20 protein-coding genes are annotated in these 20089 nt (G+C 48.4%); 12 read left to right on the top strand and 8 right to left on the bottom strand.

Features of this window, described 5'->3' with window-relative positions; translation table 11 throughout:
- Nucleotides 1-66 precede the first annotated feature (66 nt).
- Nucleotides 67-1110 (top strand): phosphoribosylformylglycinamidine cyclo-ligase, encoded by a 1044-nt coding sequence (gene purM, locus METBU_RS0119635; RefSeq protein ID WP_017842237.1) that lies wholly within the window; start codon nucleotides 67-69, stop codon nucleotides 1108-1110.
- Nucleotides 1111-1302: 192 nt separating this feature from the next.
- On the opposite strand, the gene METBU_RS0119630 is transcribed toward purM, so the two are convergent.
- On the bottom strand, nucleotides 1303-1509 hold the full coding sequence (locus tag METBU_RS0119630) for a phage integrase N-terminal SAM-like domain-containing protein (protein ID WP_017842236.1): 207 nt from the start codon (nucleotides 1507-1509) through the stop codon (nucleotides 1303-1305).
- A gap of 58 nt (nucleotides 1510-1567) precedes the next feature.
- On the opposite strand from METBU_RS0119630, the gene METBU_RS0119625 reads away from it, so the two are divergent.
- From METBU_RS0119625 to METBU_RS26815, 3 genes are all read left to right on the top strand, one after another.
- The gene (locus METBU_RS0119625; RefSeq protein ID WP_138767211.1) at nucleotides 1568-2176 is read left to right on the top strand and encodes a hypothetical protein; all 609 of its coding nucleotides are present in this window, start codon (nucleotides 1568-1570) and stop codon (nucleotides 2174-2176) included.
- A 488-nt stretch (nucleotides 2177-2664) separates the two neighbouring features.
- On the top strand, nucleotides 2665-2871 hold the full coding sequence (locus METBU_RS0119615) for a hypothetical protein (RefSeq protein ID WP_017842233.1): 207 nt from the start codon (nucleotides 2665-2667) through the stop codon (nucleotides 2869-2871).
- Complete coding sequence (locus METBU_RS26815; protein WP_083877797.1) at nucleotides 2864-3085, top strand: type II toxin-antitoxin system HicA family toxin; 222 nt, start codon at nucleotides 2864-2866, stop codon at nucleotides 3083-3085. The genes METBU_RS0119615 and METBU_RS26815 overlap by 8 nt, the downstream gene beginning before the upstream one ends.
- 687 nt (nucleotides 3086-3772) lie before the next feature.
- Here the strand turns inward: METBU_RS26815 and METBU_RS0119610 are convergent.
- The 6 genes from METBU_RS0119610 to METBU_RS0119575 all read right to left on the bottom strand — a co-directional run bounded on the left by METBU_RS0119610 (nucleotide 3773) and on the right by METBU_RS0119575 (nucleotide 10388).
- Nucleotides 3773-4048 (bottom strand): hypothetical protein, encoded by a 276-nt coding sequence (locus tag METBU_RS0119610; protein ID WP_017842232.1) that lies wholly within the window; start codon nucleotides 4046-4048, stop codon nucleotides 3773-3775.
- A gap of 466 nt (nucleotides 4049-4514) precedes the next feature.
- The gene (locus tag METBU_RS0119600; protein ID WP_026130337.1) at nucleotides 4515-4856 is read right to left on the bottom strand and encodes a zinc ribbon domain-containing protein YjdM; all 342 of its coding nucleotides are present in this window, start codon (nucleotides 4854-4856) and stop codon (nucleotides 4515-4517) included.
- Between the two features lie 432 nt (nucleotides 4857-5288).
- Entirely contained in the window at nucleotides 5289-7604 is a 2316-nt protein-coding gene (gene topA, locus METBU_RS0119590) for a type I DNA topoisomerase (protein WP_017842229.1), read from the bottom strand.
- 18 nt (nucleotides 7605-7622) lie between these two features.
- Nucleotides 7623-8090, bottom strand: coding sequence for a Smg family protein (locus METBU_RS0119585; RefSeq protein ID WP_017842228.1), 468 nt, complete (start codon nucleotides 8088-8090; stop codon nucleotides 7623-7625).
- A 145-nt stretch (nucleotides 8091-8235) separates the two neighbouring features.
- Nucleotides 8236-9288, bottom strand: coding sequence for a DNA-processing protein DprA (dprA, locus tag METBU_RS0119580; protein WP_017842227.1), 1053 nt, complete (start codon nucleotides 9286-9288; stop codon nucleotides 8236-8238).
- Nucleotides 9289-9332: 44 nt separating this feature from the next.
- Nucleotides 9333-10388: a LysM peptidoglycan-binding domain-containing protein gene (locus METBU_RS0119575; protein ID WP_017842226.1), complete on the bottom strand. Its 1056-nt coding sequence runs from the start codon at nucleotides 10386-10388 to the stop codon at nucleotides 9333-9335.
- Between the two features lie 107 nt (nucleotides 10389-10495).
- On the opposite strand from METBU_RS0119575, the gene def reads away from it, so the two are divergent.
- The 8 genes from def (at nucleotide 10496) to rpsI (ending at nucleotide 18264) form a co-directional block, all read left to right on the top strand.
- The gene (def, locus tag METBU_RS0119570) at nucleotides 10496-11008 is read left to right on the top strand and encodes a peptide deformylase (RefSeq protein ID WP_040575895.1); all 513 of its coding nucleotides are present in this window, start codon (nucleotides 10496-10498) and stop codon (nucleotides 11006-11008) included.
- A complete protein-coding gene (gene fmt, locus METBU_RS0119565) occupies nucleotides 11005-11928 on the top strand; it encodes a methionyl-tRNA formyltransferase (RefSeq protein ID WP_017842225.1) in 924 nt (307 codons plus the stop codon). Before def ends, fmt begins: the two co-directional genes overlap by 4 nt.
- 6 nt (nucleotides 11929-11934) lie before the next feature.
- Entirely contained in the window at nucleotides 11935-13224 is a 1290-nt protein-coding gene (rsmB, locus tag METBU_RS0119560) for a 16S rRNA (cytosine(967)-C(5))-methyltransferase RsmB (protein WP_026130336.1), read from the top strand.
- Nucleotides 13202-13792, top strand: coding sequence for a DUF4390 domain-containing protein (locus METBU_RS0119555; protein WP_017842223.1), 591 nt, complete (start codon nucleotides 13202-13204; stop codon nucleotides 13790-13792). Before rsmB ends, METBU_RS0119555 begins: the two co-directional genes overlap by 23 nt.
- Nucleotides 13774-15918, top strand: a complete 2145-nt coding sequence (locus METBU_RS0119550) for a sensor histidine kinase (protein WP_017842222.1) — start codon at nucleotides 13774-13776, stop codon at nucleotides 15916-15918. The genes METBU_RS0119555 and METBU_RS0119550 overlap by 19 nt, the downstream gene beginning before the upstream one ends.
- Before the next feature lie 20 nt (nucleotides 15919-15938).
- Complete coding sequence (locus tag METBU_RS0119545) at nucleotides 15939-17300, top strand: sigma-54-dependent transcriptional regulator (protein WP_017842221.1); 1362 nt, start codon at nucleotides 15939-15941, stop codon at nucleotides 17298-17300.
- Nucleotides 17301-17431: 131 nt separating this feature from the next.
- Entirely contained in the window at nucleotides 17432-17860 is a 429-nt protein-coding gene (gene rplM / locus METBU_RS0119540) for a 50S ribosomal protein L13 (RefSeq protein WP_017842220.1), read from the top strand.
- 11 nt (nucleotides 17861-17871) lie between these two features.
- Complete coding sequence (gene rpsI, locus METBU_RS0119535; RefSeq protein ID WP_017842219.1) at nucleotides 17872-18264, top strand: 30S ribosomal protein S9; 393 nt, start codon at nucleotides 17872-17874, stop codon at nucleotides 18262-18264.
- Nucleotides 18265-18523: 259 nt separating this feature from the next.
- On the opposite strand, the gene ilvA is transcribed toward rpsI, so the two are convergent.
- The gene (gene ilvA / locus METBU_RS0119530; protein WP_017842218.1) at nucleotides 18524-20056 is read right to left on the bottom strand and encodes a threonine ammonia-lyase, biosynthetic; all 1533 of its coding nucleotides are present in this window, start codon (nucleotides 20054-20056) and stop codon (nucleotides 18524-18526) included.
- Nucleotides 20057-20089 lie beyond the last annotated feature (33 nt).

Genomic DNA, 20089 nt, shown 5'->3' with positions numbered 1-20089 from the left:
CACAAATCCGAAGATGTCTTGTACAATATCGGTCATTAACATTTTTACTTTATAGAGAACATCACATTGAGCGCACAAAATCAAGACGGCTTGAATTATAAGAGTGCCGGCGTGGATATCGAAGCCGGCAATGCATTGGTCGAACGGATCAAACCGATCGCAGCCAAAACCCGCACACCTGGAGTGTTAGCAGGACTCGGCGGTTTCGGATCGATGTTCGAACTCCCTCTCGACCGCTACCGACAACCGATACTGGTTTCCGGGACCGATGGAGTGGGCACTAAGCTCAAACTGGCGATCGATCTCGGCATTCATAACACGGTCGGCATCGACTTAGTCGCGATGTGCGTCAACGATATCATTGTTCAAGGCGCGGAACCTTTATTCTTTCTCGATTATTTCGCCACCGGGAAACTCGATGTCGACACGGCAGCCGCAGTCGTCGAAGGTATAGGTAAAGGCTGCGAATTGGCCGGAGCCGCGTTGGTCGGCGGCGAAACGGCCGAAATGCCCGGCATGTACGCAGACGGCGAATACGATTTAGCCGGATTTTGCGTCGGCATCGTCGAAAAAAGCAACATCATCGACGGCAGCAAGGTCAAAGCCGGAGACAAGCTGATCGGCATCGCATCAAGCGGCCCCCATTCGAACGGCTATTCGCTGATACGCAAAATTTTAGCGCACGGCAACACGCCGCTATCGGAACCTTTCCACGGCAAAACGCTCGGTGAAGCGCTGTTGGAACCGACCCGCATCTACGTCAAACCGCTGTTGAAACTGCTCGAATCGGTGCCGGTTCATGCGCTGGCACACATCACCGGCGGCGGCATCACCGAAAATCTGCCGCGCGTGCTACCGGAAGACACAGCCGCACACATCCAATTAGGATCGTGGAAACGCCCGGAAGTTTTCGACTGGCTGCAACAACAAGGTAACGTTTCCGGTGCCGACATGCTGACCACTTTCAATTGCGGCATCGGCATGATCGTTTGCGTCGCCGAAGAAGACGAAGCGGCAACGCTGCGAATTTTGACGGAAGCCGGCGAAACAGCGTTTTCGATAGGAACATGCGAATCATCGGAAGGCAAGCCGAAGGTTGAATACTCTTAAACGAAAGCGGCAATGGACTCCCGAGCCGAGATTAGCGCTCGGTATCCAAAGAGATATCGATTTAAAAAGTGAAACAATAGCACGGACGGCGTTGCAAAACCCGTCCGGCGTTAGAGGTTTTGACCTGAAGGAAACAGGCGGTTTTTTGGATTACATTTCTCTAACGCGAAAGAAATCGGCAAAAGCCATAAATCAAAGACTTAACCCCGTTTTTTTGGAAGCCGCCACTTTGCCGTTGACCGCCAAATGCGTCAAAAACTGCTCCACCTCGCTAGCGCCCAAGCCACGCGGATGGCGCTTGCCAAAATGCAAAATATAGCGTTTAATCCACTCCGTATAAGCCTGCTCAGTACGAATGCTGTAATGCTTCAAGCGAATCTTAGCCCGTACTTGATCCAATAATTTTAGGATGCCTAATTACAGTTAACCAATGGAGATAAGTAGCATGCGGCAATATATGAGCGAAACACTACTTGCTCAGTTTTCCAAATCAGCAAGAAAAACTCGCGCCGCGCTCGGAACGGAGGATATCACCGGAATGTCGCCTTTGTACGGAGTATCTGGTAATACCTTTAGGGCATATCGGAGCTGGAGTGAGCCGCCCGGAGAGATATACAAGGCATGGGCGAAGAAAAAAACGGATTCCATCATAACAGCCACGCCATTAAAAGAAATCGCTACTGAGCCTGGATTCCAATGCTGGCATAGAGGCTTGTGCAAATCACTAAATGCGAAATGGAAAAAAGATCAAGGCGGAAAATTATCCATCGCGCACTGCTATAAACTTGTTGATCTATATATTAAATGGTTAAGTCGCTATCGAATTCAGAATGGAGAATTCGCTTCGCTATTGAATAAGTATGCGTCATGTGCACTTGACTCTCAAACTATATCAAAGATCAACGCATGCTACGGATATTGTCTTCCAATCAGCAAACCGCGTATGGGCGACATTCATAACGAGAACACTTACCATTATTGCCAATATATGATCGCAGCATTTTGTGAGGCCGCTGGCGGCACAAAATTGGAGTTTGATTATTGGGCCTGGAAAAAAGGTGGCTAACACGGAGCTTCAAATAAGGGAACAGAAATTAAATGCCATACGATGTAGCTGTTGCATGCGAAAAGCTTAGTTATAGGGATAAACTATGCCTTGCTCAATTGTTAATACAGGCGACAAGAAAGGAAGAAGAGAATGCAAACCCGCAAAATCGATCAAAATCATAAGTTACTGCTAAGAGTTCCAAAATCTTAAAACACAGGCGTTCGACGAAATTGACACCATCGGATACGTTGTTGAAAGGCTTTTTGAATTGCGACCGAGCAAGAAAAAGGCGTTAGCCAATTCAATTAAGTCAATGTTTCAATTTCAGGGTGGCATTTCAGAGGCGGACATCGACGCAATTATCCATGAATTTGAAAAGCGTAAGTATATAAAAATTGAGCAAAATAGCGTCAGTTATTTATAATCGAATTCACCTTGGCCATTGAGGTAAGTTTTTCTTGCCTTTAAGCTCTTTAATCCCCCCGCATCATTAACGGAGAAAATCTATGGAACTCTCAGCAGTTTTAACGCCAACCCCCGAAGGGGGGTATATCGCCTTCAATCCGGAAACCGGCACAACTACACAAGGGGAAACCGTTGAGGAAGCATTGACCAATTTGCGTGAGGCAACCGAGCTTTATCTTGAAGAATTTCCTCTTATCGTCGAGGGACGCCCTTTGCTGACCTCATTTCAAGTACCGGAACATGCCTAAATTGCCGGTCGTGTCGGGAACGGAGGTTGTAAGGGCTTTGCAACGGTTGGGATTCGTGGTTGCACGGCAGCGTGGTAGCCATATCGTGATGCGGCGCGGTTCCTCGGGTTGCGTCGTGCCAAATCACGCCGAACTAAAAACTGGCACATTGAGCGGAGTTCTAAAACAGGCTGATATTTCCGTAGATGAATTCGTTGAGTCACTACATGCTTAACCATGCGGTCCAGCCGAGGCTGCAGAACGGGGTCAGGTCTATAAAAGAAGCGTCTAATTTACACCTCTGATAATTCGCCCTACTGTAGTAAAGTGTAACCCGAAGTGTTCGGCGATTTGCTGGTTTTTAGCAGGGGTTATGCTATGAATCTAGACCCTAATAATACCTTTAAAAATACCTTTTGTCTTTTCTGTGTTAATGGCCAATTAAACTGAGCCAGAAATGGCCAACAATTTTGAGCCACTTTTTCAGACTTTATTTGTACCAATAAATCTGACAGAGTCCCTGAATTTTTTCCAGGGAGTGAGAACGATGGGGGTCAAGCCTTACAATTGACATTTACCCCACCCTTTTCCGATTATTTCACTATACATTTATACATTTGCTACTCTCTATAGTGAAAAGGACGCTTGGTTACTTTTCTTATCGGCTACCATTAACCGTAAAAAGTAATCCGCCCTCTTTTCCATAGCGGTTTTAACCTGAAGAAAATAAGCGCTTTATAGGATCGTAATTTTCTAACGCGAGTGAAATCGATAAAATCCATAAATCAAAAACTTGATCCCCGTTTTCCAAACAATACTGGTGGGGGGCTTGAGGACTTTTTGAATATCAAAGAAATACAGGTGACCAATGCGGCTTGTCTGTAGCGTAGCGAAAGGCGCGCCGGTCGAGTTTACGCTTTTGTTATGCACCTTTTTCAACCAAACGACCGGTTACATATTTGTGTAGAATACTTGACACAAGAACTTGATAAGGCAATCCCTCAATTAATGCCCTTTCTTGTAAAAGCTCAAGATCCATTTCCGTCATTCGTATATTTACACGCTTGTCTTTTCTGAATGTGTTTTTTGCTGCTGCTGTATATTCTGCAATATCTGATGGATTCATAACTGAAACCCATTCATCATTTTCATATGATTCAAGCAGATCTTTCTCTTCTTGATCGAGTTTGCTAGCCATTATTCACCTCAAGATACTGTTTTGTAGCTTTACGACTTGGGATTATGGTTTTCAAAAATATCTGTTTTTCATCTTCAACGAATGGAATCAAATATGCGTAATTTTCAATATTTATGATGAACATGCGCTGGTTAGGGTATTTTGAAGGGTTCGGATGTTTGATCACATCCAAAACACCCTTGATGAACGACTCGTTCGGATGACATTCCCCGCTCTGCAATCAGCTGAGCGTTCTTTTCGAAATTCCAAACAAAGTGCTTCATACTGAAAATTTAGCCCATTGTCGCCTTTTGCAATCTTTCCAGGTCGCCCGATTAGCTTTACATTATGCGGCTTTAAGCCGTGATTCAAACATAACCAACTACTCCTAATCTGATCGAAAAAGCGTCTAATTTCCTGGAGGAGAGGAACGTGCTTGGCGAGGATGTCGACTTACGCTAATCCGACCTTCGATTCATGAGCTCGATCAAACCTTTTTTACAAATTCCGATTTCAATTTCATCGCGCCGATGCCGTCGATTTTACAATCGATATCGTGATCGCCTTCGACCAACCGGATATTTTTGACCTTTGTGCCGACTTTAACGACAAGGGACGAGCCTTTTACCTTGAGATCCTTGATCACCGTAATCGTATCGCCATCCTGCAATACATTGCCGTTGGCGTCTTTAATCATCCTGCCTTCATTTCCGATGCCGCCCTCCGAGTCTTGCGACCATTCATGCCCGCACTCCGGACAAATGTACATGCCTCCATCGATATAAGTGTATTCAGAGTTGCACTGCGGACAATTAGGTAATTCGCTCATCTTGGTATTGTATTTGTTCGTTTAATTTGGCTAGCAGTCTGTTGAAAAAGAACTCGATACTTTTTGCCTTAATCTTCGGGCTGCTTTCTTTTTGATAATAATCAAAAGGTCAGGGGTATGTTTACCGACATCTTCGCCAAACATACCACATACCTAATGATCATGAAGATACTCTCATCACTTAGGACTATGAAAGTACCCGGACTGATTAGGGATGAGAAAATACGATCACGAATTATACCTTTCACACTTCAAATTTCGGCATTAGCCTATGGAAGCGCCGGGGTAATCGGCAAAGGCTTTGCCAGCATGGATGCTGGCATAGAGCCTACATGGACGTTTTCACGGCGTCCTTTGACGGTCACCTCGGCGCCGAATTTTGATCTACGATGGGTATAACACAAATCCGTAATCGAGAAATGCTTTGCGGCACTATCCCTTAGGCCCTAAAACATCATCGGGATCGCCTTCATATGGCGTAGCATAGCTACATTCCTTTTGCGGGCACACTTTTTCGGCACCCCGGCGCTTGGTGGATTTTAGGGTCAAAATAGGCCAATTGCATTCCGGGCAACTTTCCTGAACCGGGGCATTCCATATTGCATAGCTGCATTTCGGATACTCTGAACAGGAATAAAAAATCTTGCCGTTTCTGGATTTACGCTTGAGCAGATTGCCTTTTTTGCATTGCGGGCACTCGACACCGGTATCGACCGGCTTTTCGAGCGGCTCGATGTGTTTGCATTTAGGATAGCCGCTACACCCGATGAACTTGCCGTAACGTCCGGTTTTAATCACCAACGGCGATTCGCACTTCGGACAAACTCTGCCTTCGACGACTTCCGGTTCGGACGATTTACTGGCGTCTTCGTTCAAATTGCGCGTATAGGAACATTCCGGGTAATTGGTACAACCAATAAAGCGCCCATTCCGCCCCAGCCTTATCGACAAAGGGCTGCCGCATTCCGGACATTTTTCATCAATCGCCTCTTGCGTGACATCCTTGCGCTGCACGCTTTCTTCTTTTTCATGAATCAGCGTATTGAAAGGCACCCAAAAAGAGCGCATCAATGGAATCCAGTCTTTTTCACCGCGTGACACCGCATCGAGCTCATCTTCGAGGTTCGCGGTGAAATCATAATCGACGTATTTATTAAAATGCTCAGTCAAAAACTTATTGACGATGCGACCAACATCAGTCGGATAAAACCGCTTGCTTTCCAAAGTGACATAATCACGGTTTTGTAATGTCGAGATAATCGATGCATAAGTTGAAGGTCGGCCAATGCCGTATTCTTCGAGCGCCTTGACCAAACTGGCCTCGCTGTAGCGCGGCGGCGGTTCGGTAAAATGCTGGCCGGCGATAATATCATTGAGCGGGACCGGGCGCCCTTCTTCGAGAGACGGTAAAAAATTCTCCTTGTCGTCGCCTTCGGCAGTGTCGTCCTTGCCTTCCAGGTACACGGCCATGAAGCCCGGATCGGCGATCGTAGAACCGGTTGCCCGAAACACATTCCGTTCATTGCCACAATGCAGATCGACTGCAACGGTGTTAATCGTCGCATGAATCATTTGGCTCGAGATCGTGCGTTTCCAAATCAAATCGTAAAGCTTGAATTGTTCGGGGCTTAAAAATTTTTGCAGCTCGGCCGGAATCCGTCTTGCCGAAGTCGGACGTATCGCTTCGTGCGCTTCTTGAGCGTTTTTCGATTTAGTCTTGAACTCGCGCGGGCTCTTCGGCACATTTTTAGCACCGTATTTTTCGGCGATCAGTTCGCGCATTTCGGCGATCGCCTCAGCTGCGAGATTAACCGAATCGGTACGCATGTAAGTAATCAAACCGACCGTCTCGCCGCCGATATCGATGCCTTCGTATAACTGCTGCGCGACCATCATCGTGCGCTTGGTCGTAAATCCGAGTTTACGCGCGGCTTCTTGTTGTAACGTCGAAGTAATGAACGGCGGCGCAGGATTACGTTTACGCTGCTTTTTTTCGACCTTCGCGACCAACAATTTGCCGTCGGCAGCATCGAGTAAAGTTTGCTTGACCTGTAGCGCACGCTCCTCGTTGTCGATCGTGAACTGCTCGACTTTTTCACCGTCGAATTGCGTCAACTTGGCCTTAAAGGCTTGTTCATCCGCGCTCAAATCGGCGTCGATCGACCAGTATTCCCGGCTCTTGAACGCTTCGATTTCCAGTTCGCGCTCGACGATCAAGCGCAACGCGGGGCTTTGCACGCGTCCCGCCGAAAGCCCTCGTCGGATTTTTTTCCACAAAAGCGGCGATAGATTAAATCCTACCAAGTAATCCAGGGCGCGACGAGCCTGCTGCGCATTAATTAAATCGATCGACAGTTCGGCCGGATGCGCAATCGCCTCGGTGACCGCTTTTTTTGTGATCTCATGAAAGACGACGCGATGAACCGGTTTATCCTTGAGCAGTTTTTTTTCCTTGAGCAATTCGTATAAATGCCAGGAGATCGCCTCACCTTCCCTGTCCGGGTCGGTTGCTAGATAAAGCGCTTGAGCTTGCTTTATGGCTTTTGTTATCGCTTGAACATGGCGCTGATTCCGATCGATGATTTCATATTTCATCGCGAAGTCATGTTCGGGATCGACCGCGCCTTCTTTCGGGATCAGGTCTCGAACATGGCCGTAAGAAGCTAGTACGTGAAAGTCCTTGCCGAGATATTTTTCAATGGTTTTAGCTTTTGCAGGCGATTCTACAATAACGAGGTTATTACTCATTCAGATAGGAAAATACGATTAGTGTAAGTAAGCCGGGATGAGATCATAGACAATGTCCTCCATTCTTGAGAATGCGATTTCTTCGTCGGGCTGACTGAGCAACACCATCAGTACGATCCATTTCAATTTTTCCAATGAAATTTCTTCATTTTCCAACGCCATCGCACGATCGATTACGATTTCCCGGTTGGCATGCGATAGGATGCCGCTGTGTTCAATGAACATCAGAAAATTACGGCATTCCAAATCCAGTTTATCTTGTTCCTGACTGGAAAAAATACGAAACGCGGTCGGCACCGTCGGGGTAATCTGCCCTTGCAGGCTCAGCGATTCGAGCCAATCAAAAGCCTTGACCACTTCGATTTGATCGAATCCCGCTTCTTCCAGCTCTGTTTTTATCAACTCGTTATCCGGCAGGATATCAATCTCATCTTCCATATAGTTTTCAAACAGATACATAATTACATCAAAAATATTTTCTTTCATAGCGGGTCTTCTTTAAAAAAGTTTCTATACGGAACCCTTCTCTCCGTGAGAGATTCCTTTTTGGAATCGATCCGATTCCTCCGTTTTCGCAGCCGGTATCGGCTAAAAACGGCAGCACTCCCTGTACTGCGCCTTCATACAGCGTTTATTTAATTCGGGTATAACAGCCTCCCGAAACGGATTCTACGTAACCCTGCAGCTCCAAAACCAACAACATCGACGAAATGACTTCAACCGGTAATCCGGTATTTTCCACTAAACTATCAATGGAAGTGGGGCTGAACATAATTAGATTCAATAATGTTTGTTGCTCAAGGTCAAGCGTTGTTTGTCTCAATTCCGTAAAAATATCATCATCCTGTTGATTATACTGACTTAATTCTTCAAGAATATCGCGCGCGGTTTCAACGAGTTTAGCGCCCTCACGAATCAAAGCATTACATCCTCTTGCCAAGGGGTTATGAATCGACCCCGGAATCGCGAACACTTCGCGGTTCTGCTCCAAAGCCATGCGCGCAGTAATCAAAGAACCGCTTTGTTTGGCTGCCTCAACCACCAGTAGTCCGATACACAAACCGCTGATAATTCGGTTACGTCTAGGAAAATGATCGGCTTTCGCCCCAGTTCCGGGAGGAAATTCTGAAATCATTGCACCATGATTGACAATTTCGGTCGCCAATGTTCTATGGCGCGCAGGATACACCCGATCCAACCCGGTTCCCGCTACGGCAATCGTGTACCCTTGAACTTGTAAGGCGCCTTTGTGCCCGGCGGCATCAATACCTAAAGCCAATCCGCTGGTGATCACAAAGCCTTCTCTTGCCAAGGCTTTAGCAAATTCAGTAGCGGTCTCGACACCTAAATGGGAAGGATTTCGGCTACCAACGATAGCGATTTGCGGAAGCGCCAAAATATCCGGATTTCCTCTAATAAACAATAATGGCGGCGGATCGGCGATTTCCTTTAGCTGCATCGGATAACAAGGATCGGCTAAAGTCACGGCCAAATGCCCAGGCTGCTCCAACCAATGCAAATCTTGTTCTACCGCTGTCCAATCGGGATTGCGAATCGCTTGAACGACCGAATCCTTTAGCCCGAGAGCGGCCAATCCACTGCTTGACTCGGAAAACAATTGCTGAGGAGTATGACTGTCGAGCGTTTTAAGAAACGACCGACAGCCGAAACCCGGCGTGCGCAATAAGGCAAGCCAGTATTTGATATCGGAGGAAATTTGAAAATTTTTCAGGGGGTTTGAACTTTATCAAGTACGTGAATCGCTTGGTGTGCGTCCATTACCAGCGCATAACTAATCCGATCGAAGGTTCGGAAAACCATCAAGGTTCCGGCCAACTCATTGGGTAATTGAATCGTATCGTTCCTTATTTTACTAAAAGGATCTCGAACGGACTTCCCTTTTTTGTAAATATCGAGCACATGCCCGACTTTCAGACCATCCGACGCACCCTTATCGATGGCGACGACATTATAGCGCCCAATTTGAGTAACGCCATCCAGCACACTAATAATACTACCTTGTATTTCAGTTTCCGGCGGCTTAGGAAAGTAATGCAGGGTAAAATCGCCTTCTTGGTGCGGCATAAGTCTGTCGCCCATGCGAATCTCGCTGGTCGAACGCGTAACGAGCAGCGTTGCAGGATCGCCGGGCGCTTGTAGCGTCGTATTTGCAACAAACTTCGCTTCATAACCCAGAATTTCTTTGGTCTCGGCACTGACGAAAGTATCGCCCTTCCGATAAATCGTATAGGTCAAGCTTTCCGGCTTTTCGATCGCACGAACATAAACACGATTGCCGGGACCGGCAATTAGGTGCTCGCCTGCAAAGTCGATGACATAAGGCGAGTTTTCCAAATCATCCTGCCCAACCACGCGTGGCGAGGCCAAATATTTGGCGATTTTTTCGGAAGGAATTAACTCGATCGCATCAATGAGGTCCATTTCACGAATACGAGGATAGAGCTTGACTTCTCTTGACGAACCTAAATCGCCGGTAAATCCTGACGGCGACAAACTTAAGCGAGGCTTACCACCGACTTCGGAAAAATAAATGGTATCGCCCGGATAAATTAAATGCGGATTATCGATTTGCGGATTACCTTCCCAAATTAAAGGCCATTGATGAGGTTTACGCAAAAATCTTCCCGAAATATCCCATAACGTATCGCCCTTAACTACGGTATATTGATCCGGGTGAGAAGGATTGACCTCTATTTCCTGCGCCCAACCGAGTACGCTGACTGCTAACGAAACGATCAATCCAAAAATTTGTCGAAAAGCCATAGAGAGTTCCTGAGACGATAGATCCGGTAATATTATGCTGTCTGAATTCAAAGTTTAGATGAATTCATATAAAATTCCAGAATTGTAATATGATAGTGGAGAAATTGTTGAGCATTCTAACTATACTCGAGTTCCCTGATGAGCGCTTGCGTAAAAAGGCGGCCCCGGTCGAAACGGTCGATGCCGATATCAGGAAACTCGTCGACGATATGTTCGAAACCATGTACGAAGCTCGCGGCGTCGGCTTGGCCGCAACTCAAGTCAACGTTCACAAGCGAGTCATTGTCATTGACGTCAGTGAAGAGAAGAAATCTCCGCTGTGTCTAATCAATCCTGAAATCCTTGCCAAAGACGGCATCGAAGAAACCGAAGAAGGCTGTTTGTCAGTCCCAGGTTTTTTCGAAACAGTCAAACGCGCCGAACACATCAAAGTACGCGCTCTCAATCGCGACGGCGAATCATTTGAATTCGAGGCTGAGGATCTGTTGGCTGTCTGTGTGCAACACGAAATGGATCACTTAGAAGGCAAGTTGTTCGTCGATTATATTTCGCCGCTGAAACGCCAAATGATTAAAAAGAAACTGAATAAAATTCATCGATTGGAACAAAAAGCCTCATGAAAATCGTTTTCGCCGGCACCCCTGAATTTGCCGTGCCTACGCTACGCATGTTGATTGCCTCGAGCCATCAAATTTGCGCGGTTTATACTCAACCCGACCGCCCCGCAGGGCGCGGACGGCAATTGAAACCCAGCCCTGTCAAGGAACTGGCCATGCAATCCGGAATTCCGGTTTTACAACCGGAATCTCTTAAACCCGATCATCACTTTCAACAACTGGCGGCGTTCGAACCGGATTTGCTGATCGTGGTCGCCTACGGCATGCTTCTGCCGCAGCGAGTTCTTGACTTGCCGACATTCGGCTGCATCAACGTACATGCTTCATTACTACCGCGCTGGCGCGGCGCGGCACCGATTCAAAGAGCCTTGATCGCCGGCGACGAAAAAACCGGCGTCACGATTATGCGCATGGCCCTCAAATTGGATGCCGGCGACATGCTACATAAAGAAGAATACAGTATTACCCCCAAAGACACGGCGGGAGATCTGCATAACAACCTGGCCAAACTAGGCGCGCTTGGCATGAGCAAGGTATTACCGAATATTGAAGATAATACGCTACATCCGGAAATACAGAATGAAAGCCAAGTCACTTATGCCGCAAAGCTCGAAAAAAGCGAAGCGAATCTAAACTGGAACGAATCTGCCGAACAATTGGATTTAAAAATCAGAGGCTTCAATCCGTGGCCGGTAGCGCAAACGCGTTATAAAGATCAAATTTTACGCATTTGGTTAGCCGAACCGCTCAGCGGTCAAACCGATGAGGAACCCGGTACGCTGCTCAAAAACGGCAAACACCTTGAAGTCGCCACCGGCGACGGTTTACTGCGCCTGCTTGAAGTCCAACTGCCCGGCGGCAAACGTATATCCGCCTCCGCCTTTATGAATGCGCATGATGTGACTGCGCAAAGCCTGGGTTAATCCTCTGTGAACCTAAGAAATCTCTCGGCCCGGATTGTGAGCCGGGTATTGAAGGAAGGCCAATCGCTAACCGCAGCCCTCGAACAATCGCTCGGCACGATCGAGTCAGCTACTGACAAGGCTTTCGTTCAAGCGCTATGCTATGGTGTCATTCGTGAATTTTACCGGCTCGACTTTCTGCTCGGGCAATTATTGAGTAAACCGATCAAAGACGATGAGATCAAGACCTTAGCCTTGATCGGTCTTTATCAGCTCGAATACATGCGCGTTAAAGCCCATGCCGCGGTTTCCGAAACGGTTTCGGCAGCCCCTCGAAAAAAGGCTTGGGCAAAACCGCTGCTCAATGCCATCATGAGAAACTATCAAAGACGCAGAGATGAATTACAATCGCTGGCCGACAACGACCCGGTAGCGGCAAGCAATCATCCGAAGTGGCTAATCGATACGATCGGCTCAAATTGGCCGGAACAAGCCGGGCACTTATTGGTCGAAAACAATCTTCAGGCACCAATGACTCTGCGCGTCAATTCAGCACGCATCGACCGAACCGATTATAAAGCACAACTAGCCGCCGCCGAACTCGGTGCAATCGAGACTTCCGAGTGCCCTTCCGCGCTCATCCTTGAGCGGCCGGTTCCGGTCGAACAATTGCCTGGATTTTCCGAAGGCTTGGTTTCGGTACAAGACCTTGCCGCGCAATTTTCAGCCGGATTACTGGACCTAAAGCCGAACCAACGGGTACTGGATGTCTGTGCGGCCCCCGGCGGCAAATCGGCACATATTCTGGAAACGCAAGGAGATATATCGTGCCTCACGGCAATCGATATCGATGCCAATCGCATGCAAAAAGTCCGCGATACCTTACGACGGCTAAGGCTCGATGCCGAATGCATTGTCGCGGACGCTTCCCAACCTAACGACTGGTGGGACGGCGTTCCGTACGACCGAATCCTACTCGATGCGCCGTGCTCGGCACTTGGGGTAATCCGCCGACATCCGGACATTAAATTGTTGCGCAAACCCGGCGATATAGCCCCATTACAACAGCTCCAACAAAAGATCCTCGAAGCCATATGGCCTTTGTTAGCCCCGGGCGGCTTACTGGTTTATGCGACGTGTTCGATTTTGAAGGAAGAGAATGAGCTACAAATCCAACGGTTTTTAGACCACCATCAAGATGCTTCGGAATGGCCCATCGATTGCAACTGGGGCATGGCAAGACCCCATGGCCGGCAAATATTGACCGGCAGCCAGGCAATGGACGGATTTTATTATGCGCGTATTCGTAAACACTAACCGCCTACTATCGATAGGCATATGGATAGCGGTACTCGCCGGACTACTGGCTCGACCGGCTTTTCTTCATGCGGACGAATCGAAGATTGAAGTCCGAAGTATCGACTTTGCATTGAGAGACGGCCAATATTACTTATCTGCAGATATCCATTATCAATTAACTCAAACCGCTCGCGAAGCACTGCAAAAAGGCATTCCTTTATACTGGGATGTGCTGATCAAAGTCGTTCACGAACGTGCTTGGCTTTGGAACAAAACCCTAGTTGATTTCAAAATTCGTTACCGCATCCAATATCACGCCTTATTGAACAACTACCGAGTCACTAACATCACCTCCTCGGACAGTACGAGTTACGCGTCGCTTTCCGAGGCATTAGCCGGCATGTCGGCGATCCGTAACATTGCCGTACTCAATGAAGACGATCTCGTTGAGGATGAGAGCTACCAGGTCGGCGTCAAGACTCGTTTCGACCGCGAAGCCCTGCCCTTGCCGCTCCGCCCCGCCACTTATATCAACCCGCAATGGTATTTATCGAGCGATTGGTTGCAATGGCCCGTGCAAAAATGAGTTTTCCCCTTGCCCCGTTAATTGCGGTTCTATTCGGACTGGTTTTGCTGTCTTTGCAATTAATGAGTTCGGCAACCCAAGAATCCTCGCAACTCAACGAGATGTACTCATCATTATTGATCATCAATGCGCTAGGCTCGATCGTCTTGTTGGGATTGATTGGCGTCAACATTGTCTCGCTTACCCAACAACTCAAAAAACGCGAAGCAGGCTCTAAGCTAACGATTCGCATGGTCTCGCTGTTCGTGCTATTGGCGCTAGCCCCCGCCGGCATCGTTTTTTTCTTTTCGATGCAATTTTTACATCAGGGTATCGATAGTTGGTTCAATGTCGAAATCGACCGAGCGATGGAAGACTCGCTCGAACTCAGCCAAGCCTCCCTTGACCAACGGATGCGTTGGCATTTACGGCAGACTCAACAACTCGTCGACCAACTCTACGAAACCAAATCCGAAACGCAACGCATGGACGATCTGGAAAAGCTACGCGCACAAGCCGGCGCGGCGGAAATGACCTTATTTTCCAGACAAGGCCGCATCATCGCTTCCAGCAGCATCAATCCCGGCGATATTCTCCCTCATCTTCCCGACGAACATGCCTGGCTGGACGTGCGCCGCAACGACCATTACGTCGCGCTTGACTCGACCAAGGAAGAGCAGTTGCGGGTACAAGTCATCGTTACTGTCAGCACTCAAGACATTCAATATCTTCAAGCCCTATACCCGGTCCCCCTTAGAATCATGGACCTGGCCGATTCAGTTGAATTCGCCTTCGTGCGCTACCAAGAAATGAATTTTCTACGAAATTCGTTGAAACTGAGCTTTTCGCTTGCCTTATCATTGGTATTGTTAATGAGTCTACTTGCGGCAATCTGGGTCGCATTTATCAGCATCAGAAACATTGTCGCGCCGGTCAAGGAACTGGTCAAAGGCACGCAAGCTATCGCAGCGGGCCATTACAACCAACAGCTTCCAGTACTGGCCCAGGACGACCTGGGGTTTCTGGTTATCTCGTTCAACGACATGGCCCAACGCATCGCCAAGGCCCGCGACGAAACCCGACTGGCCGGTATCGAAGTCGAGAATCAACGTGCTTATCTGGAAACAATTCTAGCCAACCTAACAGCCGGCGTGATAAGTTTTGACAAGGATTTTAGAATCCGCACGGCCAACCAGGCCGCCTACCGTATCTTTCATCTACAAGTCAGCGGATTTTACGGACAAACTTTGTCGGACTTGTCAAAAGAGCACTCGGATTTAGCCGATCCTTTGCGAAAAATTCAACATTTGCTTGAAAATGCCGAGGATATTTGGGAGCAACGCATCGCCTTCCTGGGCCCCAACGGCCTGCAAGAACTGTTATGCAGAGGAACCCCGCTCTACTCGCCCGAAGGCCGTAGCATAGGCGCTGTCGTCGTGTTCGACGATGTCACTGACCTAATACAAGCGCAAAAAAATGCCGCTTGGGGTGAAGTCGCCCGGCGTCTAGCTCATGAAATCAAAAATCCTCTAACACCAATACAACTATCGGCCGAACGCCTGCAACACAAACTCGCCAATGAATTGCAACCAAAATCGCTTGCGATATTACAGCGCTCCACCGAAACCATCGTTCAGCAAGTCGAAGCGATGAAAGAAATGGTGGACGATTTCTCCGAATATGCCAGAGTCTCTAAAAAGCAAACCGAGCACATCAACCTACCCTCGCTAATACAGGAAGTTTTAACCCTTTACGCCTCACAGGGCGATGCAAAATTTACCACTTCAGTCGAAGAAGAGATTATGATGATCAACGGTGACCGAATCAGTATTCGACAGGTTCTACACAACCTGATAAAAAACGCCTTAGAAGCCACCGAAAAAAACGGCAACGTAAAAATTACAATCACTAACCGGTTTAAAAATAATGCCAGGTTCGTCGAAGTGGCTTTTCATGATGACGGTCCGGGCATTAAAGAAGAGCATTTGGATAAAATATTCGAACCTTATGTTACAACCAAGGCAAAAGGTACCGGTTTAGGACTGGCCATCGTCAAAAAGATTATCGAGGAACACGGCGGAGCCATTTGGATCGACACAGGCTATAAAGCCGGTGCAGGCTTCGTGATCCAACTCCCTGCCGTCTAACGCTATTACTTATTTATATTATGAATGCAAAAGCAGCACACATCTTAGTGGTCGACGACGAACCGGATATTCGTCGACTGGTTCATGAAATCCTGGAAGATGAAGGCTACGAAGTCAGTACCGCTGAAAACGCAGGCCAAGCAAGACAATTAAAGAACGAAAAAAAACCGGACTTGATCCTGCTGGATATCTGGATGCCCGACACAGATGGGATAACGCTCCTTAAGGAATGGATCGCGGAAGGCGGTTTTGCCTCGCCGGTCGTTATGATGTCCGGTCACGGCTCTGTCGAATCGGCCGTCGAAGCTACGCGACTAGGCGCTTATGACTACCTGGAAAAACCGTTGTCTCTGGCCAAGTTATTGTTGATCGTCGAACGCGCGCTCGAATCGCGTCAATTGCAAATCGAACTACCCGTTCCGAAGGCATATCAAACATTGGATTTCGAACCGGTCGGAAAAAGCGCAACGATTGCCCGCATCAAAGAACAACTGAAGCGTCTCGCGCAACACGATACCCGCGTGCTGTTCGTTGGCGATGCCGGCGTCGGTAAAGAACTCTATGCCCGTTACCTACATAACCATAGCGTACGTAGAGAACGGCCGTTTATCGACGTCGCGGTCGGAAGCCTTTCGCCGGAAAACTCGGTGATCGAATTTTTCGGCAAGGAGGAAAACGGCAAAGCGATGCCCGGCTTGCTGGAACAGGCTCATGGCGGAACGCTGTTCCTATCGGAAATCGCCGGCATGGACAAAGAATCTCAATTGAGACTACTCAGCGCATTGGAGTCTCGATCCTTTTTGCGTAGCGGAGGCATCCAATCGGTCAGCGTCGACGTCAGAATCGTCACCTCGACCCGAGTCTCGCTCGAAGAAGAAGTTAAGGCAGGCCGGTTTCGACGGGATTTGTATTATTTACTCAACGAAGTCACGATGGAAATTCCGCCGCTACGCGAGCATAGCGAGGACGTACCGGCCTTGCTCGGATTCTATGTCGATCAATTCATGAATCAGGAAAAGCTGCCGTTCCGAAAATTTTCGATGGCGGCGCAGAATTATTTAAGAAATTACAGTTGGCCAGGCAACGTAAGAGAACTGAGGAACCTAGTTCAACGCCTGATGATTCTCGGCGTCGGCGACGACATGGAGCTCGACGAAGTCAAAGGCGCGTTAGGCTCAGCGGTCGAACAAACGGGCGGCAGATCGTCGGTCCCGGAGTTTTATAATCTGCCATTAAAAGAAGCACGAGAACACTTCGAAAAGGCCTATCTCGAATACCATTTCGAAAAATCCGGCGGCAGCGTTGCCAAACTTGCCTCGATCATCGGCATGGAACGAACTCATTTATACCGTAAATTGCACGCATTGAATATCAAGCTATAGAAAAATAAAAGCCTCAAGCATGACCTCGCGCAGGTTAACCTTCAGAAACAATAAATAAACTTGAAAAACCCTAGCGACTCTAGTAACATTCCCAGTCTTTTATTGGGTCCTAAACAGAATAAACAGTAACGATGAAAACTTTTAGTGCAAAGCCAGCAGAAGTTAAGCGCGATTGGTACGTAGTTGATGCAGAAGGGAAGACGCTTGGTCGGCTTGCCACTGAAATTGCGCGCCGTCTTCGCGGGAAACATAAACCCGAATACACACCGCACGTCGATACCGGCGACTATATCATTGTCGTTAACGCTGAAAAAATCGCAGTGACCGGCAATAAAGAAAAAGACAAGATGTATTACCGCCACACAGGTTATATCGGTAATATGAAAGCCGTTAACTTAGGCAAACTCAGACAAACCTTCCCGGACCGTATTATCAATACAGCCGTGCAAGGCATGTTACCAAAAAATCCATTGGGCCGCGCAATGTTCAAGAAATTGAAAGTATATGCGGGTCCTGAACACGATCATCAGGCTCAACAGCCGAAAGTTTTAGAAATTTAAGCGGGTAGATCATGGCAGCAGCTCAGTATTATGGAACAGGCCGTCGTAAAAGCGCTATCGCGCGCGTTTACGCAACCACCGGAACCGGTAAAATAACGATCAATAGTCAAAGCATCGAGCAATATTTCGGACGGAAAACCGACCAAATGATTTCTCGCCAACCGCTAGAATGCGTTGATATGATCGATAAATTCGATGTCAACGTCATCGTCAAAGGCGGAGGCCCTTCCGGCCAAGCTGGCGCGATACGTCACGGACTGGCCCGAGCGTTGATGGAATACGACGAAACGCTGCGCCCTTCCCTCAGAAAAGCAGGATACGTCACTCGCGACGCACGCGTAGTAGAACGTAAAAAAGTCGGCTTGCACAAAGCCAGAAAGCGTCCTCAATACTCCAAACGTTAATCGCTCACCCGATTACCGAACCAAAAAAGGCCGCATTTTCCGAATGCGGCCTTTTTTATGTCCAAAACCCAGACCGCCGTGGGCATGCGCGGTGAATAGTAAATAGTGAATAGTGAATAGTGAATAGTGAATAGTGAATAGTGAATAGTGAATAGTGAATAGTGAATAGTGAATAGTGAATAGTGAATAGTGAATAGTGAATAGTGAAATGATGCGACATTTTAACCTCTTGTCAAGCCCCAATTTCCTCTTTCCTCTTTCACCCTTTCTCCTCCCCACCACCGGCAAACAAATCGTAAGCAGGATTTGCGGTTTGCTCCGAATATTCGAATCCTAAGCTCTCCAGGCACACCTCAAACGTATCGCGCTCGGAATTCGGCATTTGTAACCCGATCAACACTCGCCCGAAAGCCGCGCCATGATTGCGGTAATGAAACAAACTAATATTCCAGCGCCCTCCCAAGGCTGTCAAAAACTTCAGCAAAGCGCCGGGACGCTCGGGAAATTGCAGACTGTATATCACTTCATTCAAAGCACGCGGCGCATGACCGCCGACCATGTAACGGATATGCTCCTTGGCGAGTTCGTTCGCGGTCATATCGACCACGGTAAAGCGCTCGGCCTCGAGGCGCCGAATCACTTCCGGCTTGTCCGACTCGGCGCCGCTGGTCGAAAGACCGACGAAGACCTGAGCCTTGCGCGCGTCGAAATAACGGTAATTGAACTCGGTGATGTTGCGATTACCGAGCATGTTGCAAAAATGCAAAAAACTACCCGACTCTTCGGGAATTTCGACAGCCAACAAAATCTCCCGATGCTCGCCGACCTGAGCCCGCTCGGCGACATAGCGCAACCGGTCGAAATTAATGTTCGCGCCGCTTTCAATCGCAATCAGCGTTTGATCGACGATTTTTCGGGTTTCGACATATTTTTTCAAGCCGGCCAAGGCCAATGCGCCGGCAGGCTCGGCAACCGAGCGGGTATCGTCGAAAATGTCCTTGATCGCCGCGCAGATTTCATCAGTATTGACCGTGACGACCGCATCGACCGTATGCCGCAGTATCCGAAACGGCTCCTCGCCGATTTGCTTGACCGCGACCCCGTCGGCAAACAATCCGACCTGTTTGAGCACGACCCGGTCGTTCGCCTTCAAGGCCTGATTCAAGCAATCGGCATCGTCCGGCTCAACGCCGATCAGCTTGACCTCGGGGCGCACGAATTTGATATAGGCCGCAATACCGGCAAACAAACCGCCACCGCCGACCGGCACGAACACCGCATCGAGTGCGCCGGTTTTTTGCCGTAAAATCTCCATGCCGATCGTACCCTGCCCGGCGATGACCTCGGGATCGTCATACGGATGAATGAAGGTCATGTTTTTCTCGGCGGCGATTTCCCGAGCCCGACCGTAGGCTTCGTCGTAGGAATCGCCGAACAAAACGGCCTGGCCGCCGCGCGCGCGCACCGAATTGACCTTGATTTCGGGCGTCGTTTGCGGCATTACGATCAACGCATCGATGCCGAGCATCTGCGCCGACAATGCCACGCCTTGCGCATGATTACCGGCCGAGGCCGCAATAACGCCATTTGCCTTGGCTTGCTCATCCAGCGCCGCGATCTTGTTATAGGCGCCGCGCAATTTAAACGAAAAGACCGGCTGCAAATCCTCACGCTTCAAATAAACCGCGTTGCCTAGACGCTTGGACAAGCCCGGCGCATAATCCAGCGGCGTCTCTTCCGCAACATCGTATACGCGGGCCTTTAGTATTTTTTCGATATACTTAGTTAACATGCTTAAAAAACGGATGAGCTCTCGATTTAGATG

The organism is Methylotuvimicrobium buryatense 5G (genome assembly GCF_000341735.1).
Taxonomy (GTDB): domain Bacteria; phylum Pseudomonadota; class Gammaproteobacteria; order Methylococcales; family Methylomonadaceae; genus Methylotuvimicrobium; species Methylotuvimicrobium buryatense.
Note: the sequence above shows the minus strand (reverse complement) of the source record. Positions and strands in the feature narration are given on the sequence as shown.